Raw genomic sequence first — 18351 nt, forward strand, 5'->3', positions numbered from 1 at the left:
GCATCGCCCGCCTTCACAACCTCACCCTCACCGGATAACAGGCAAACGAGCAGTTCAGCCTGCATGCCTCAGATCATTTACGGGACATCCTCTAGGGGGGAGAGATCTCTCCCTGGGCCCGTCCGCGCGTGGGTGCCACGCTGAAAGAGACCTGATCAGCAGGTCTGCGAATGCACCCTTCCAGGCAGAGAGCGAGACGTACCCCCATGCGGGCAACGTTCATGTACAAGGCCGGGGACGTGCGCGTGCAGGACGCGCCGGACCCGACGATCGAGCAGCCCACCGACGCGGTCGTACGCGTCGTCCGTTCCTGTGTGTGCGGCAGTGACCTGCACCCCTTCCACAGCCTGTCCGCCACGGACGGCCCGGTCCCCATGGGGCACGAGTTCCTGGGCATCGTCGAGGACCTGGGCGCCGAGGTCTCGGGACTGAGCGTGGGCGACCTGGTCGTCTCCCCGTTCGCCTTCGCCGACAACACCTGCGAATTCTGCCGCGCGGGCCTGCACACCTCGTGCCCGCACGGCGGCTTCTTCGCGGCGGGCGGCGTCGGCGGCGCCCAGGCCGAGGCGGTCCGCGTCCCGCAGGCCCAGGGCACCCTGGTGAAGCTGCCCACCGGAGTCGACACCGCGCTGCTGCCGTCGCTGCTGACGCTGGCCGACGTGTACGGCACCGGCCATCACGCCGCCAAGCAGGCGCGGGTACGTCCCGGCGACAGCGTCACCGTCATCGGTGACGGGGCCGTGGGCCTGCTCGCGGTGCTGTCCGCCAGGCGGCTCGGCGCCGAGCGCGTCATCCTCATGGGCCGCCACAAGGTCCGCACCGACCTGGGCCGTGAATTCGGCGCCACCGACGTCGTCGCCGAGCGCGGCGAGGAGGGGATCGCCAAGGTCCGCGAACTGACCGGAGGACACGGCACCCGCGCCGTCCTGGAGGCGGTCGGCCACATGCCCGCGTACGAGACGGCCGTCGGGGTCGTCCGCCCCGGCGGAGTGATCAGCCGGGTGGGTGTCCCGCAGTACGCGAACGCGCCGGTCGGTTTCGGCAGCCTCTTCGGCCCGAATGTCACCCTGACCGGTGGCCCGGCTCCCGTGCGCGCCTACATCGAGGAGCTGCTGCCCGGGGTGCTGGACGGCACGGTCGACCCCGGCCGGGTCTTCGACCAGACCGTGTCGCTGGAGGACGTACCCGAGGGGTACCGGGCCATGGACGAGCGCACCGCGCTCAAAACGCTCGTCATTCCGTAGCCGCTCCCCCGCGGGACCGACGCGGTGAGGGACGGAGGGAGGCCGTGTCACGGCCTCCCTCTTCGCGTGCTCCGCGTATTCCATGGACCCATGGAGTACACCAACCTGGGAAGCTCAGGACTCAAGATCAGCCGTATCACCCTGGGGTGCATGAGCTTCAGGCGGTCGGGCACCGGCCGCGGCTGGGCGTTGGACGGCCCCGAGGCCGAACCCCTCTTTCCTGCGCGCCCGTCGTACCCAGACCAGCCCGCGGTCCGCCGGCCTCACCCCCGGCCCGGGGTCCGCCGCACGCCCGGCCTGCGCCGCGAGGAACTGGCCACGCTCTCCGGGGTCAGCATCGACTACTACACCCGGCCGCCCGCGAGGTCTTCCCCGACTGGGCGGACCAGATCCGCGGCTGTGTCGCAAGGCCGCCACCAGAACCCTCCAGCACCCCCAGGTCGGCAGGACAACCCTCGCGTTCCAGGGCATGGCCCTCGAAGGCACCGCGGGCCAGCGCATGGGCATCTACACCGCCGCCCCCGGCACCCCCGACCACGACGCGACGCTCCTGCTCGACATGACCGCCCCCCGTACCGCGCCGACGCCGTCGCGGCAGGAGCGCTGAGCGACCGTACGGCCCTGCCCGGCACACGCGCGGCGGTACGGCGCCCGCGCGGCTCGCCGCCGGATGCGGTCCTGGCCGGGACATCCCGGTCACCGTGGTGGCCGTCGCCTACGGCGCGTCAGATCAGCTCCCTGTGACGGGAGTGGTACCTGTTGACGGACGGTCGGGTGGGGAGTTCACTCTGCGAGCGGTTTGCCTACGGTTCCGGTCCTCGACAGGAAAGAGATCCGTGTCCACACGTCTCTTCGCCCCGCGTGCCGTCAGCGGCCGATCCTTACGCGTCAGGGCGTTCCTCACCGTCCTGGCGACCCTCCTGGCCCTCGTCACGGGCGCCGTCGTGGCAGGACCCGCCGCGTCCGCCGGGACGAGCGGGTCGAACAGGTCGAGCGGGCCGAGCGGGCCGAGCGGGCCGAGCGGGCCGAGGGAGCTTCCCACCGGGAATGACGCGACGACGGGGAAGGCCCGGACGGCGACCCTCGCCGCGCCCCCCGCCGTCGACACCTCGGTCGCCGAAGCCGCCGTCACACGCCTGCTCGGCCCCGATCACGCGCACCAGATCGACCTGCGGGGCATCGCCGCCGGATCGGGCCAGGACCGCTATCTGATCGAGGCGGCGGGCGGGCGGGTGCGGATCAGCGGCACCACACCGGGCACGCTCCTCGCGGGACTCGGCCAGTACCTGCGCGTCGTCGCCCACGCCGACATCTCGCTCAACGGGGAGCAACTGCGGCTGCCCGACCGGCTGCCCCTGCCGTCCTCCCCCATCGGCCGGTCCGCGAACGTCGCCCACCGTTTCGCCCTCAACGACACCGACGAGGGGTACGCGGGCGCGTATCCGACCTGGCAGCAGTGGCAGCGGCGGATCGACGTGCTGGCGCTCGACGGCATCAACGAGATGCTGGTCTACGAGGGGCAGGAGGCCGTCTACGACAAGACCTTCCAGCACTTCGGCTACTCCGACGCCGAGATGCGCGCCTGGATCCCGCAGCCCGGCCACCAGCCGTGGTGGCTGCTCCAGAACATGTGCTGCGAGAACGGCCCGATCAGCGCGCAACTCCTCGACCAGCGGGTGACGCTCGGCCGCCGGATGACCGGCTATCTGCGGCAGCTCGGCCTCACTCCGGTGCTGCCCGGCTACTTCGGCACCGTCCCGCCGGGCTTCGCCGCGAAGAACGCGGAAGCCCATGTGATCGCGCAGGGAACCTGGAACGGCTTTCCCCGGTCCGACTGGCTGGACCCGACGACGGCGCTGTTCGGCCAGGTCGCCGACGCGTTCTACGGCGAGCAGAGCAAGCTGTTCGGCGACAGCTCGATGTACAAGATGGACCTGCTGCACGAGGGCGGCCAGGCGGGCGACGTCAACGTCGGCGACGCCTCCCGGGCCGTACAGAACGCCCTCGACCGGGCCCACCCCGGAGCGATCTGGGCCATCCTCGGCTGGGAGAGCAACCCGCGCGAGGAGACCCTCCGGGCCGTCGACACCTCCCGCATGCTCGTCCTCGACGGCAACTCCGACACCACGGGCGCGACCGACCGCGACCAGGACTACCTCGGGACCCCGTACGCCTTCGGCACGATCTGGAACTTCGGCGGCAACACCAACATGGGCGCGAGCATGGCGCTGTGGAACACGAAGTTCCATGCGTGGCTCGCCAAGCCCGGCACGGCCCTGAGCGGTATCGCGTTGATGCCGGAGGCGATCGACAACAATCCGGTGGCCGTGGAGTTCTTCGCCGATCTGGCGTGGGAGTCGTCGGCGGTCGACATGGACACCTGGATGGCCGCGTACGCCACGGCGCGCTACGGGGCCGCCGACCCGCACGCGGTGGCGGCCTGGCAGATCCTGGGCCGTACGGCGTACGCGTGGCCGGGCGACACCGGGACCAGGCACACCAGCAGCATCTTCTCGATCCAGCCCGGTCTGTCCGCGACGGCCGGTTCGGTCCCGTACGACCCGAAGGACGTCCAGCGGGCGTTCGGCGAACTCCTCCAGGTGGGACAGCCGTCGCGCGGCAGCACCGCGTACACGTACGACCTCGTGGACCTCGGCCGTCAGGTGCTGTCCAACGACACCCGGACGCTGCTGCCGCGGATCCGCCAGGCGTACACCGCCCGCGACACCGCCGCCTTCGACGCGCTCAGCGGGCAGTGGATGACCAAGCTGAATCTGCTGGACGCGCTGCTGGGCGCCGACGGCACGTCGCTGTTCGGCGTCTGGCAGAAGGAGGCCGCCGCACAGGCGCCGACTCCCGCGGAGGCCAGGCGCCTCGAGTACGACCTGCGCACGCTGGTCAGCGACTGGACGGAGACCCATCCGATCCAGGACTACGCGGGGCGCGAGTGGAACGGCCTGGTCGGGGACTACTACGGGGCGCGCTGGCGGACGTTCTTCGACTCGCTCCGCACCGCGCTCAGCACCGGCGGTGCGCCGCGGGCCGTCGACTGGCGCGCGGTCGCCTCGACATGGGTCCACAAGGTGGCGCGCTATCGGAGCACGCCCACCGATGACGCCTATCAGCAGGCGCGGAAGGTCGCCGCGTATCCGGCGGGGCATGTGGACCTGGCCGCGGACCCGAAGGCCGGGCCGCCCGGCGCGACCGTGCGGCTGACCGCGGTCTTCACCAACGACAACGCCCTGTGGCCCACCGGCGCCGCGAGCTTCGCGCTGACCGCGCCGGGCGGCTACACCGTCCGCCCGGTCGGCGGTGCCACGCCGTCGGTGCCCGCGGGCGGGACGGCCACCGCCGCCTGGGACGTGACGATTCCGAGCGGCGCCGCACCCGCCGGCCTGGCGCGTCTGACGGCGACCGTGCGCTGGTCGTCGGACGGAGCCGACGACGCGGTGTCGGCGACCGCGGCCGACACGACCGACGTCCTGGTGTCAGGACCGGTGGCCGAGCCGTATCGCACGGCGTCCTCCGCTTCCCCCGCGTCGATCGCCTTCGCCCAGCACGGCGACGTCTTCGGCATGGCAGGGGGCGGCGCGGACATCGGCGCGTCCACCGACCAGTACGGCGCCGTCTACCGCCCGCGGTGGCTGACCTCCGGGCAGGCCGTCGGCACGGAGGTGCTGGAGCAGGACGACAGCGGCCCCTGGGCGCGCGCCGGACTCGTCGTGCGCGCGGACCTCGCGCGGCCGGGAAGCCCCGGTTACGCCGATCTGGCCGTCACGCCGGAGCACGGCTGCGTGTTCATGTGGGACGCCGACGGCAACGGAACCCTTGAGCACTCCGCGTCGAGCGGCGGATTCACCGGTCCTGTCCACCTGCGGATCAGCCGCGACGGCGACACCTTCACCGGCTGGTGCAGCCAGGACGGCACCGACTGGACCCGGGTGGGGTCGGCGCCGCTGCCCGGCGCCGCGCCCGCCGAGGACGCCGGTCTGCTCTTCTCCGCGGTCAACGCGTCCACCCACCGCCAGGGCGCCGCGCGGTTCGACGGGCTGACGCTGGCACCGTTCACCGCGCGGGACACCTCGGGCGACACCGTACTGAGCCTCGGCAGGCCGACGACCGCCCTGTCCTACGAGGCGGGCCGCCCGCCCTCCGCGGCGGTCGACGGCGACCGCACCAACAAGACGTACTGGGCGAGCGCGATGGCCGGCGGCGACACCTGGTGGCAGGTCGACCTCGGCGCGGCCCACGACCTGTCGGCGGTCAACGTCCGCAATTACGTGGACGGCAAGCGCGCCTACACCTATACGTTGACCGGCAGTCTCGACGGCGTCCGCTGGTTCGCCCTCGGCGGCAAGAACACCGCCGGGGTCGCCACGGACGCCGGGGACACGTTCACCCTGACCGCCGCGGCGCGCTACATCCGTGTCGACGGCCTCAGCAACACCGCCAACACCTCCTTCCACCTCACCGAGGTCACCGTCACCGGCGCGGCCTGACGCCCACGGGGTGCGGCGGGGTGCGGCGGGGTGCGGCCGTGCGCGAGGGTAGGGCGCAACGGCAGGGCGGGACGACTGATGTGACGGCAAGGTGGTGGCGGACGTGCGGGCTGTGGTGTTCGAGGAATTCGGGCGGGTGCCGGAGGTTCGGGAGGTGGCCGATCCGGGATGTCCGCCCGACGGGGTGGTCGTACGGGTGGAGGCGACCGGGCTGTGCCGCAGCGACTGGCACGGGTGGCTCGGGCATGACGACGGGATCACGCTGCCGCATGTGCCGGGTCATGAATTCGCGGGCCGGATCGAGGAGGTGGGTCCCGGGGTCAGCCGGTGGCGGGTCGGCGACCGGGTGACCGTGCCGTTCGTCTGCGCCTGCGGGAGCTGCGCCGCCTGCGCCCGCGGCGACCAGCAGGTGTGCGAGCGGCAGGAGCAGCCGGGCTTCACCTACTGGGGCTCCTTCGCGGAGTACGTCGCCGTCCCGCACGCGGACGTCAACCTGGTGGGGCTGCCCGACGCCATGCCGTACGCCACCGCCGCGTCGCTCGGCTGCCGCTTCGCCACCGCGTACCGCGCGGTGGTCGCGCAAGGCCGTACGCGGCCGGGCGAGTGGGTGGCGGTGATCGGCTGCGGCGGGGTCGGCCTGTCGGCGGTGATGATCGCGGTGGCCTGCGGGGCACGCGTGGTGGCGGTGGACACCTCGGCCCAAGCCCTCGGCTTGGCGCGGAAGTTCGGCGCCTCGGTGGGTGTCGACGCCTCGCGGTCCGATGTCGACACGGCGGAGGCGGTCCGCGCGGCGACCGACGGCGGGGCGCATGTCTCGGTCGACGCGCTCGGCTCCCCCGCCACCTGTGCGGCCTCCGTGGCGGGGCTGCGGCGGCGGGGCAGGCATGTGCAGGTCGGGCTGCTGCCGTCGGGAGGTGTCGCCGTCCCCATGGACCGGGTGCTCGCGCTCGAACTGGAGATTCTGGGCAGCCACGGCATGGCCGCGCACGCGTATCCGGAGATGATGCGGCTGGTCGCGGCCGGGACGCTCCGCCCCGATCTGCTGGTCGGCTCGGTCATCGGCCTGGACGCGGCACCGGGCGCGCTGGCCGCCCTCAGCGACGGGTCGGCCGGCGGCGTCACCGTGATCACGCCGCAGAAGAAGTGAGCGCGGGCGTGGTGGGCCCGGACCCGGCGGTCAAGGGCACGACGTTGTAGGCGCGGGCTCGACGTTATGGGCGCGGGCGCGGTGTTGCGGGCGCGGGCGCGGTGTCACCCGTACGGACGCGGCGTGCGTCGGCGCCGTCGTGCCGCGGAGCGGTTAGCTTCGGCGAATGCAGAAATGGTCCGGACTTCCGTATCCCCTGGGCGCGACCTATGACGGCTCAGGCACCAATTTCGCCCTCTTCTCGGAAGTGGCGGAGAAAGTCGATCTGGCCGTCATCGACGCGCGCGGGCGTGAACAACGCACCCCGCTGGCGTCGGTGGACGGATCGGTCTGGCACGCGTATCTGCCGGGCGTCGGTCCCGGCCAGGCGTACGGATATCGCGTGCACGGCCCGTACCGGCCGGACAGCGGGCACCGGTGCAATCCGGCGAAGCTGCTGGTGGACCCGTACGCGAAGGCCATCGACGGCCAGCCCGACAGCCACCGGTCGCTGCTCGGTTACCGCGACGACGGCTCGGACGAGCCCGACACCGCCGACAGCCTCGGCCACACCATGCTCTCGGTGGTCGCCGACCCGGCGTTCGACTGGGGCGAGGACCATCTGCCGAAGCGGCCGTACCACGAGTCGGTGCTGTACGAGGCGCACGTCAAGGGCCTGACGGTACGTCACCCGGCGCTGCCGGAGAAGCTGCGCGGCACCTACGCGGGAATGGCGCATCCGGCGATCGTGGAGCACCTGACCGAACTGGGCGTCACCGCCGTCGAATTGATGCCGGTGCACCAATTCGTGCAGGACGGCCATCTGCGCGACCGTGGTCTGTCGAACTACTGGGGCTACAACACCATCGGTTTCTTCGCGCCGCACAACGCGTACTCCTCCAGTGGCACGCGCGGTCAACAGGTCACCGAATTCAAGGAGATGGTCAAGGCCCTGCACCAGGCGGGCATCGAGGTGATCCTCGACGTGGTGTACAACCACACCGCGGAGGGCAGCGAGCTCGGCCCGACGCTCTCCTTCCGCGGTATCGACAACGCCTCGTACTACCGGCTGGTGGACGACGATCCTCGGCACTGCTTCGACACTACGGGCACCGGCAACAGCCTGCTGATGCGCCACCCCAACGTGCTGCAACTCATCATGGACTCGCTGCGCTACTGGGTGACCGAGATGCATGTCGACGGTTTCCGGTTCGACCTGGCGTCCGCGCTGGCCCGGCAGTTCCACGAGGTGGACCGGCTGTCCGCCTTCTTCGACCTGGTGCAGCAGGACCCGGTGATCAGCCGCGTCAAGCTCATCGCCGAGCCCTGGGACGTCGGCGACGGCGGGTACCAGGTGGGCAACTTCCCCGCTCTGTGGAGTGAGTGGAACGGCAAGTACCGTGACTCGGTACGGGACTTCTGGCGTGGCGCCCCTTCCACCCTGCCGGAGTTCGCCTCCCGGCTGACCGGCTCCTCCGACCTGTACGAGGGCAGCCGCCGTCGCCCGCGCGCCAGCGTCAACTTCGTCACCGCCCACGACGGTTTCACCCTCCGCGACCTGGTCTCGTACAACGACAAGCACAATGAGGCCAACGGCGAGAACGGCAACGACGGGGACAGCAACAACCGTTCGTGGAACTGCGGCGCCGAGGGCCGGACGGAGGACAAGGAGATCCTGGCCCTGCGGGCCCGGCAGCAGCGCAATTTCCTCGCCACGCTCTTCGTGTCCCAGGGCGTGCCGATGCTGGCCCACGGCGACGAGTTGGGCCGCACCCAGCTCGGCAACAACAACGTCTACTGCCAGGACAACGAGATCGCCTGGGTGGACTGGGACCTGGACGAACCCCGGCGCAATCTGCTGGCGTTCACCCAGCGCGTCATCGCCCTGCGCTCCCGGCATCCGGTGCTGCGCCGACGGCGCTTCTTCCGTGGCGGGGACGGCAAGGGCACGCCGGATCTGGTCTGGTTCCGCCCGGACGGCCGCGAGATGGAGGAGGCCAACTGGCTGCGTGAGGACGCGCACGCGGTGGGCGCCTTCCTCAACGGCGACAGCATCCCCGAGCCCGGCCCGCACGGCGAGCGCGTCACCGACGACTCCTTCCTCGTCCTGGTCAACAGCCATGACGAGCAAGTGGACTTCACCGTCCCGGCCGGTGCCTTCGGCGACGGCTGGCAGATCGTCGTGGACACCGCCGTCGAATCCGACACGGGCGGCCCGGACGGACCGAGCATCCCGGCGAACGCGGTGGTGCCGGTGCACGCGCGGTCGATGACCGTCCTGATCCGTCCGCGCACCGACTGAACCGACTGAGCGGCGAGCCAAACGCCCGGCCCGGTGGGCTGACTGACGGCCGGGTCGACTGACGGCTGGGCGGGCGCGAGTCCGCTCAGCCGGTCGTCGTCACCGGGGCGCCGGGCGGACCCGGGACACCGTGCGCACCGGGGAGGAGTGCCAGCAGGGCCCGCTTGTCGGGCTTGCCGCTGGGTGCGACCGGCATCGCGTCCAGCACGGTGACGGTGGCGGGCACGGCAGCCTCGCCCAACTCGGCGCGTACGGCGCCGCGCAGGACCTCGGCGGTCGGCGTGCGCCCCACGACGGGTACGACGAAGGCGTGGGCGGCCTCACCGGTCGTCTCGTCGGGAGCCCCGACCACATAGGCCTGGTCGACGTCCGGGTGGGCGGCGAGCGCGGACTCGATCGCTCCCGCGTAGTGCAGGATCGCGTTGACGAAGATGACGTCGCGGGCGCGGCCGACCAGGCGCAGATAGCCGTCGTCCGCGAGGGTGCCGAGGTCGCGGGTACGGATCCAGCCGTCGCTCACCACCTCGCGGGTCTGTTCCTCGTCCTGCCAGTAGCGCGACATGGCGCCCGCGCTGCGGACCCAGATCTCGCCGGGTGTGCCCGGCCGCACGGGGCGCCCCTGGGGATCGCGCACGCTGACGTCGACGCCGGGCATCGGCCGGCCGACCGAGTCCATCACTTGCTCCGGCCGCTCGGCCACATCCTCGGGGGTGAGGAGCGCGAGCATGCCCGTCTCGGTCTGCCCGTACCCCTGGTGGACGGCGGGGCCGAGCCGGTCGGCGGCCTCGGCGAGCCGGTGCGGCGGCAGCGGTGAGCCCGCGACGAGCAGGACACGCAGGCTGCTGGTGTCGATGTCCTCGGTGCGCAGGGTGTCGAGGATCTGGTAGAGCCGGGGGACGGTGCACAGGCACGCGGTGATGCGGTGGCGCTGCCAGATCTCCGGGAAGGTGAGCGGGGGTTCGGGGATCACGGCGGTGCCGCCGTCGAGCAGGCATAGGGAGAGGTGTTCGAGCATGACGGCGCTGGTGAGGGTGCCGAAGACGAGGTAGCGGCGGTATCCGGCGGCGAGTCGGGCGGTGGTCGCGCTCCACCGCGCGGGCTGCCACGACCAGTGTTCGCTGAGCGCGCGGTAGGTCTGGGCGCAGCCCTTGGGGTGGCCGGTGCTGCCGCTGGTCAGGGTGATGAGGCCGATGTCGTCGGGGCGGCCGTGCGCGGTCAGGGCGTCGGGCGATGTGTCCGCCGGCGCGGCCGACAGGTCGCGGTCCACGTCGAGTACGGGGCGGGTGCCCGCCGCCGCCAGGAGCGCGGGGGTCGCGGTCGAGTCGTCGGCGACGACCGCGTCGATTCCGGTGGACAGCACATGGGCGAGCTGGCTCGGCGTCAGTCCGGGGCGCAACCCTGTGACGCGGCATCCCAGCAGGTGGGCGGCGATCTGGGCGGCGAAGCCCCGCGGGGTGACGGCGGTGGTGACGGCCACTCCCCCGCCGGGTCCGAGTCCGGCCGCCCGCAGTCCCGCGACACAGCGGCGTACGAGGTCGAGCACCTCGCCGCGGCTGACGGGATGTGACCGGAATTCGAAGGCCGGGGTGCCCGGATCGCGCAGGAAAGCGTCCACGAGTGGCTGGGGAAATACCGATTCGGCCGGATTGTTCACGGCGCTCTCCGATCCGGTGGGGCGGTCACGGGGTCGCGTTTCGGCCGCGGACAACTGCAATGCCGGGAGGGAAACCTCGGCGGGCATATGTGCGCACGGCTCGCACGGCACACGTCGGGCACTTGCGCCGAAGCTGAAATTATCCGCCTGAACACCAAGGGCTGTGGTGTGATATGGATCACATCCCTGCCTATAGATGTCTCCTTTAACTCTCAACTACGGTGACTCCGTCCATCTCAGGAGCCGGGAGGCCCAGTGTCCGGAGAAGAGCGGATCGATTACCTCGTCGTCGGTGCGGGACCCGCGGGAATCCAGGCGGCATATTTCCTGGAACGCGCGGGACGCGACTATCTGGTCGTCGAGGCGGGCGCGGCTCCCGGCACCTTCTTCACGAGGTTTCCCAGACACAGGAAACTCATATCCATCAACAAGGTGCACACCGGCTGGGACGATCCCGAGCTGAATCTGCGCACCGACTGGAACTCGCTGCTGTCCGACGAGGGCTCGCCGCTGTTCACCGCGGTCACGCCCCGGTACTTCCCCGACGCCGACGACATGGTCGGCTATCTCGCCGACTTCGCCGACACCCACCGCCTGCGGATCCGCTACGGCACGCGGATCACTCGCATCTCCCGGCGACCGGCGCAGGACGGCGGTCCGCGCGGGGACTTCGAGACCGTGGACCAGGACGGCACCGTCCGCAGAGCCCGGCGGCTGATCATGGCGACCGGCGTGTCCCGCCCCTACATCCCGCCCATCGAGGGCGTGGAACTGGCCGAGCGGTACGACCTGATGCCGGTCGACCCGGCCGGGTTCACCGGGCAGCGGGTACTGATCATCGGGCGGGGCAATTCGGCCTTCGAGACCGCCGACAACCTCATCGAGACGGCCTCGGTCATCCATGTGGCGGGACCCGGCTCGCTGCGGCTCGCCTGGCAGACCCATTTCGTGGGGCATCTGCGGGCGGTGAACAACAATTTCCTGGACACGTATCAGCTCAAGTCGCAAAATGCCCTGCTCGACGGGGAGATCCTGCGCATCACCAGGGACGGCGAGGGCGGCCGCTACCGGGTCCCGGTGAAATTCGCGCGGGTGAACGAGGTGGTCAAGGAGATCACCTACGACCGGGTTATCCTTGCCACCGGTTTCCGCTTCGACGCCTCGGTCTTCGCCGAGGAATGCCGCCCGGAACTGACTATCAAGGACAGATTCCCGGCGCAGACGGACGCCTGGGAATCCCCGAACGTACCCGATCTGTATTTCGCCGGCACGATCACTCAGGTGCGGGATTTCAAGAAGTCCACCAGCGGTTTCATTCACGGCTTCCGCTACGGTGTCCGCGCGCTGCACCGCATCCTGGAACAGCGTTACCACGACCGGCCGTGGCCGCGCCGGGAACTGGCCGCCGATCCCGCCGGTCCCGGCGACCGCACCGACCGCACCGACCCCGCCGGACTCCCCGGGACGATCGCCGAAGCGGTGATCGAGCGGGTGAACCGCAGCTCCGCCCTGTGGCAGCTCTTCGGTTTCCTCGGCGACGCGGTCATCGCCTCCCGAGGACCGTCGGGCGAATCGGTCGGCTATCACGAGGAGGTGCCGGTCGACCATCTCCACCAGGCGGTCGGCGACGGCGTCTTCGGAGACGTCGGCCGCTATCTGACGGTCACCCTCGAATACGGCGCCGACCACGACAAGGTGAATCCGTTCGACATCTCCGTGGGCCGGGTGTCGCAGCAGGCGACCGCCGGGCTCGACGGCCGCTATCTCCACCCGGTGGTGCGGCTGTTCGAGAACGGCAAGCCGGTCGCGGAGCACCACATCACGGAGAATCTGGAGAACGAGTGGGACAGCGAGGAGGTCCACCGCGCCCCGCTCGTCCGCTTTCTGACGGACCATCCCGTCACGGGTGACGCCCCCGTCCCCGCCGCCGACCCGTCGTGAACGGGGTGCTGTCGGCGCTGCGGGACAGGGCCCGCGCCCGACTCGACCCGGTCCACTGGGACTTCTACGAGGGCGGCGCGGGCACCGAGACCGCCCTGGCCGAGAACGAACGCGCCTTCGCCCGGCTGGCCTTGCTGCCCCGGGTGCTGACCGGCACGGGCCACCCGGACACCGGCGTGTCGCTGCCCGGCGGCCGGGCGTCGATGCCGGTGGTGGTCTCCCCCACCGCCTTCCACCGGCTGGCCCATCCGGACGGCGAACGCGCCACGGCGCGCGCTGCCGCGGCGGCCGACACCGTACTGATCACCTCGCAGGCGGCCACCACCCCCGTAGACGAGGTCACCGCCGCCGCCCGCTCGGTGCAGTCCGACGCCGTGGTGTGGTTCCAGCTCTATCTCCAGCCGGAGGCCGAGGTCACCGCCGCGCTCGTCCGGCGCGCGGAGAAGGCGGGCTGTACGGCGCTGGTGGTCACGGCGGACTCGCCGGTCTTCGGCCGCCGCGGCCGGGACGAGCGCAACGGCTTCCACGACCTGCCGCCGGGACTGGCCGCCGAGAACATGCGGGATCTGCCCGGCGCGCCGCCCGGCCGCACCCGCGACATCGCGATGTCACCGGCCCTGTCCTGGGACGACCTGCGCCGCCTGCGGGACGTCACCGGCCTGCCGGTCGTACTGAAGGGCGTTCTGCACCCCGCCGACGCCCGGCGCGCGGTCGACGAGGGCGTACAGGCGCTGATCGTCTCCAACCATGGCGGCCGTCAGCTCGACGCGGCACCGGCCACCGTCGAGGCGCTGCCCGCGGTGGCCGACGCGGTCGGCGGGCGCGTCCCCGTGCTGCTGGACGGCGGAGTGCGCGGCGGCTCCGACGTGGTGGTCGCGCTGGCGCTCGGCGCGGCGGCGGTCGGCATCGGCAGGCCCGTGCTGTGGGGCCTCGCGGCGGACGGCGAGGCGGGTGTGACCGCCGTACTGGAGGAGTTGCGGGCCGAGTTGGCGCATGTGCTGACGCTCTGCGGCAGCGCCGACTGCCGCGGCCCGGCACGCGATCAGGTCGTGGCGCGGGGGGCGAGGGCGTGCTGAGGCGCGCCGGGGCGGCGGCGCTCGCGCTGTCCGTCCCCTATTGGCTGCCGCGGACCGTCGTCGCCCTGCGGGTGTGGGTCTTCGCCCGGATCAACGGCCCGGAGGGCGTGGTCGTCCCCAACCCGGAGGTGGCCGCTGACCGCTTCACCGAGTTGTACGAGCATCCGGCCGCCAGCGGTCGCAGCAAGGGCGCGGCACTGTCCGATCTGTTCTGGTACTGGCTCTCCCCCGGTCCCGAGGTCCACCAGGAGCATCTGGAGCCGGGGCCCCGCTACGACGCCGTCGCCCGGACCACCGCCGCGATCCTCGCCGGGACCAGCGCCGAACTCGCCGCGGCCGCGGCCCGGCGGACGGCGCGGGTGCTGGACGAACTCGTGCCGGGCGACGCCGCGTTGGTGCGGCTGCGAGATCTGATGATGCCGGTCTGGGCGGAGTTCTTCTACGGCCTGGTCTTCCGCGAGCCGTGCCCGCCGCACGCGCGCCGGCTCATCGTGGCCAATGCCGAGGACGTCATCAACTCCCTGAAGAACACCCGCCTTCGGCACATGCGGCGGCGCGAGCGGCTGACCCGCTACCTGCTGCGCAGGCTGGCCGCGGGGGACGTACCGCACGCGCTGCCGCCGGAGTTGGCGTCGCCGAAGGACCGCGCGCACTACCTCCAGGGCACCTTCTTCAACACCGCGGTCGTGCAGATGTCGGAGGCGATGGCGCATCTGCTGCTGATGCTCGCCGCGGAATCCGACGTCCAGCAGCGGCTGGCGGACCACCCCGAGGACGACCGGTACCTGTCCCACGTGATGAACGAGACGCTGCGGATGTACCCGCTGTTCGGCATCGCGCACCGCGTCACGGCCGAGGAGATCGACCTCGGCGGCGGCGCACGCTATCCGGCGGGCACGGTGCTGTGCTTCGACTATCCCGCCTACCACGCGACGGGGTACGCCGATCCGGACACGTTCGACCCGGAGCGGTGGAATCGGACGTCCGCCAAGCACGCGCACCACATCCCCTTCGGGGTGGCCGCGAACCGGCCCTGCCCCGCCTGGCGGCTCGCCCCGCTGATCATGCGGGCCGCGACCCGCGAGGTGCTGGCCCGCTTCACCCTGCACACCGCGGTGTCGCACACCCGCTCCATCCCGCACCGCGCGCCCTGCCTGCTGGTGCGCCGCGACCGGCCGCTGCCGCGGTACCGGATCGCCGCCGTCCGAGCGTTCCTGCGGGTCCGCGACCGCTGGGAGGACGTCGGCCGCAGTCTGCTCCAACTGGCCTTCGGCACCTGGATGGTGCTGGACGCGCGGCGGCAGCGGCCGACAGAGCGGTGGTTCGCCGCGCACGACACACAGGGCCGTCCGCTGACCGACGCGCGTCCGGGCGGTCACGGCCCGGACGACGACGCGTCCGGCGGGCCCGCGGACCGCTGTCCTCACCCCCACTGACCCCGGCAGTCACAGGCACTGCCTCCCCCCATGAATCCGCACCCGCCGAAGGGCAGCCCGCCATGTCCGCGACCGCGCTCGGCCCCGCCTTCCTGCTCGCCGTCGTCGTCATCCTCCTCACCTGCCGGATCGCCGCCTGGGCGCTGCGCCCGCTCGCCCAGCCGCCCGTCGTGGCCGAGATGATCGCGGGCGTGCTCCTCGGTCCCTCCGTACTCGGCCTCGTCGCCCCCTCGTGGGAGCACGCCGTCTTCCCCGCAGACCTGCGGCCCGTGCTGTACGTGGCCGGGCAACTCGGTCTGGTGCTCTTCATGTTCCAGGCGGGGTACGAATTCCGCGTCAACCGGATCAAACCGGTGGCCAGACCCGCCGCGCTGATCTCGACGGCCGGGATTCTCGTACCGCTGGCACTGGGCACCGCGCTGGTGTGGGCCGTGCGCGATTCGGTGCACACCGCTCCCGCCGGTGTGCCGATGTACGTGGCCGCGCCCTTCGTCGGCGTCACACTGTCGATCACCGCGTTCCCCATGCTGGCCAGGATCATCACCGAACGCGGCCTGACCGACACGGCGTTCGGCACCATCTCGCTCGCGGCCGGCGCGCTGGACGATGTCGTCGCGTGGATTCTGCTGGCGGGCGTCCTCAGCCTGTCTCGCGGCACCTCCGGGCCCGTCGTGCTCGCGGTGGCGGGCGCGGCCGGTCTCGCGGTGGTGCTGTTCGCACTGGTGCGGCTGCGCGGTCCCGCGATCCGGATCGCGGAGCGGCTGCCCTCGGATCAACTGCTGCTGGTGACCTTGCTGTTGCTGTGCCTGGCGGCCTGGTACACCGACCGGATCGGCCTCTACGCGGTCTTCGGCGCTTTCAGCCTGGGCGTCGCGTATCCGAGGGCGCCGAGGATCGACCGTACGCTGGAGGCCGCGGCGCCGGTCAGCCGCGTCCTGCTGCTGCCGCTGTTCTTCACGTACTCCGGGCTGAACACCGACACCGGTCTGCTGACCGACCCGACGCTGCTGCTGTTCGCCGCGGGCTGCACGCTGGCCGCCGTGGTCGGGAAGTTCGGCGCGTGCTGGCTGGCCGCCAGGCTCGCTGGACAGAGCGGTCCCGTGGCGCTGCGGGTCGGCACGCTGATGAACGCGCGCGGGCTGATGCAGCTCATCGCCATCAACGTCGGGCTGGCGGAGGGCGTGGTGACGCGGTCGATGTTCACCGTGCTCGTCCTGGTCGCGCTGGTGACCACGGTGATGGCCACGCCGCTGCTGGCGCTGTGGGACCGGCGGGACGGCGGCGTCCCGGACGCGCCCGCCGTCCCCGCCGCACCGCCTCCGTCGAAGGTCTCCGCCGTCAGCGAGTGAGGACGCGGCCTCGCCGCCGGGCCGGACGCGGCGCGGTCAGCGGGGCGCGCCGAACGAGCTGAGCGGTGTCGGACGCAGCGGCTTCCCGTGCCAGGCCGCCGTGAAGTCGCGGGCGGCGAGCGAGCACGTGAGCGTCAAGTGATGCGGGGTCTCCAGGAATCCCAGCTCGGCGACGAAGGTGTCGGCGTCGGTCCAGGCCGCGCTGACCGCGGTCGGTACGGGGACGGCGGGCCGTTCGGCGACCGCCCAGCCGGTCCCGGCGAAGCGCAGCGCGAACGGCGGCTCGTCCTCGTCCTTCGCCTGGTCGAGCGTGAGGATCCAGCCGTCGCCGTCGGCTGTCAACTCCACCGCCGTCAGGCTCGGTTGGGCCTCGGCCTCGCCGTCGCGCGGCGCGAACCGCACTCCGGACCACGCCTCGGTGTCGGCGGGCGCCGCCTCCCCATCGACCGTCGGGAGGACGAGCCGGGACAGCCGCTCGCGCAGCGCCGCGTCCTCGGCGCTCTCTTCCGCGTCCTGCCCCGCGGCGCTCACCGGCTCCGGCCCGAAGGCGGGCAGCAGGTGCTCCCAGATCATGTCCATCACGGACTGCATGAGATCGGTGTTCGCGGTGATCGCGATCACCACGTCCTGCTCGGGCAGCACGACGCAGAACTGCCCGACCGCCCCGTCACCGCGGTAGCCGTGGCGCGACATCCAGAACTGGAAGCCGTATCCCTGTGCCCAGTCGGAGTTCCGCGCCTCGGACGAGCCGTCGCCGTTGTCGACGTGCGCGCGGGTCGCCTGCGCGACCCAGGACGCCGGAAGGAGCTGCTCGCCCTCCCACACGCCCTTGTCGAGGTAGAGCTGGCCGAGCCGGGCGACCGCGTCGGTGGCGGCGTGCAGCCCGCTGTAGCCCAGCTCGCGGCCCGCCCTGTCGCGCTCCCACAGCGTCTCGCCGATGCCGAGCGGATCGAGCAGCCGGGGCCGCAGGTACTCGGTCAGCGTCTGTCCGGTGGCGCGCTGGATGATGGCGCCGAGGGTGTACGTGGTGGGCTGGTTGTACGCGAACACCGAGCCCGGCTCGCGGTCCGGCGGGATCAGCAGGAAGCCGCGGACGGGCTCTTCCGCGTCGATCGCGTGCGCCTGGACCACGGTCTCGGACAGGTGACCGCTGGCCATGGAGGCGATGTGCCGCACCTTCATGGCGCGGCTTCCGGGATCGGTGATGTCGGCGTCGAATTCGGGGAAGTAGGAGATGACCCGGGCGTCCAGGTCCAGCAGTCCCTCGTCGATGGCGAAGCCCACGGCCGATCCGGTGAAGCTCTTGCTGATCGAGTAGAGCCGGTGCGGCCGGTCGGCGGTGAAGGGAGCCCACCAGCCGGAGGCGACCACGCGGCCGTGCCGCAGGATCATCAGGCCGTGCGGTTCGACACCGGGCGCCGCCTCGATCGCGTCGAGGAACGCGTGGACTCCGCGGGCGTCGACGCCTTGCGCGGCCGGGCTGCTGACGGGCAGCGGGTGAGCGGTCATCGGGCTTCCTCCTGCTGCTGGATCTTCGACGGCCATCCTCGCCGCGCCCCGGCACGGGTGTCCAGGGGGGGTGTCGTCGGCGGGCCGCCGGACAGATCCGCGCGCGGGGCCGCCGCGTCCCCTCCGCCGGGTCCCGTACGGCCCCGGTGACGCGGCGCGGTCGCACCGAATAGCGGGCATTCCGCATTCCGAATGGCCGCCATTCGCATAACGGG

The 18351-nt window shown here is 71.8% G+C and carries 10 protein-coding genes and 1 pseudogene; 9 read left to right on the top strand and 2 right to left on the bottom strand.

The window, feature by feature from the left end; genetic code table 11:
• Positions 1 to 206: 206 nt before the first annotated feature.
• The 5 genes and pseudogenes from ACIO6U_RS35130 (at position 207) to glgX (ending at position 9171) form a co-directional block, all read left to right on the top strand.
• Positions 207 to 1244: an alcohol dehydrogenase catalytic domain-containing protein gene (locus tag ACIO6U_RS35130; RefSeq protein ID WP_401725385.1), complete on the top strand. Its 1038-nt coding sequence runs from the start codon at positions 207 to 209 to the stop codon at positions 1242 to 1244.
• A gap of 220 nt (positions 1245 to 1464) precedes the next feature.
• Positions 1465 to 1851: pseudogene (locus ACIO6U_RS35135) on the top strand (hypothetical protein).
• A gap of 229 nt (positions 1852 to 2080) precedes the next feature.
• Positions 2081 to 5743: an alpha-N-acetylglucosaminidase TIM-barrel domain-containing protein gene (locus ACIO6U_RS35140; RefSeq protein ID WP_401725388.1), complete on the top strand. Its 3663-nt coding sequence runs from the start codon at positions 2081 to 2083 to the stop codon at positions 5741 to 5743.
• Between the two features lie 103 nt (positions 5744 to 5846).
• Positions 5847 to 6890, top strand: a complete 1044-nt coding sequence (locus ACIO6U_RS35145; RefSeq protein WP_401312472.1) for a zinc-dependent alcohol dehydrogenase family protein — start codon at positions 5847 to 5849, stop codon at positions 6888 to 6890.
• 166 nt (positions 6891 to 7056) lie between these two features.
• Positions 7057 to 9171, top strand: coding sequence for a glycogen debranching protein GlgX (gene glgX / locus ACIO6U_RS35150; protein ID WP_401725392.1), 2115 nt, complete (start codon positions 7057 to 7059; stop codon positions 9169 to 9171).
• Between the two features lie 85 nt (positions 9172 to 9256).
• Here the strand turns inward: glgX and ACIO6U_RS35155 are convergent, their stop codons facing one another.
• Positions 9257 to 10786, bottom strand: a complete 1530-nt coding sequence (locus tag ACIO6U_RS35155; protein WP_401725394.1) for a class I adenylate-forming enzyme family protein — start codon at positions 10784 to 10786, stop codon at positions 9257 to 9259.
• 294 nt (positions 10787 to 11080) lie between these two features.
• On the opposite strand from ACIO6U_RS35155, the gene ACIO6U_RS35160 reads away from it, so the two are divergent.
• From ACIO6U_RS35160 to ACIO6U_RS35175, 4 genes are all read left to right on the top strand, one after another.
• A complete protein-coding gene (locus ACIO6U_RS35160; RefSeq protein ID WP_401725397.1) occupies positions 11081 to 12766 on the top strand; it encodes an NAD(P)-binding domain-containing protein in 1686 nt (561 codons plus the stop codon).
• Positions 12763 to 13842, top strand: a complete 1080-nt coding sequence (locus ACIO6U_RS35165) for an alpha-hydroxy acid oxidase (RefSeq protein WP_401725399.1) — start codon at positions 12763 to 12765, stop codon at positions 13840 to 13842. The genes ACIO6U_RS35160 and ACIO6U_RS35165 overlap by 4 nt, the downstream gene beginning before the upstream one ends.
• Positions 13836 to 15278 carry a cytochrome P450 gene (locus ACIO6U_RS35170; protein ID WP_401725402.1) on the top strand — a complete coding sequence of 481 codons (1443 nt, stop codon included), beginning with the start codon at positions 13836 to 13838 and terminating at the stop codon, positions 15276 to 15278. Before ACIO6U_RS35165 ends, ACIO6U_RS35170 begins: the two co-directional genes overlap by 7 nt.
• Positions 15279 to 15340: 62 nt before the next feature.
• Positions 15341 to 16627, top strand: a complete 1287-nt coding sequence (locus ACIO6U_RS35175) for a cation:proton antiporter (RefSeq protein ID WP_401725405.1) — start codon at positions 15341 to 15343, stop codon at positions 16625 to 16627.
• Between the two features lie 36 nt (positions 16628 to 16663).
• Here the strand turns inward: ACIO6U_RS35175 and ACIO6U_RS35180 are convergent, their stop codons facing one another.
• Positions 16664 to 18136, bottom strand: coding sequence for a serine hydrolase domain-containing protein (locus ACIO6U_RS35180; RefSeq protein ID WP_401725407.1), 1473 nt, complete (start codon positions 18134 to 18136; stop codon positions 16664 to 16666).
• Between the last annotated feature and the right edge of the window lie 215 nt (positions 18137 to 18351).

The sequence above is a fragment of the Streptomyces sp. NPDC087422 genome, from assembly GCF_044744145.1.
Taxonomy (GTDB): Bacteria; Actinomycetota; Actinomycetes; order Streptomycetales; family Streptomycetaceae; genus Actinacidiphila.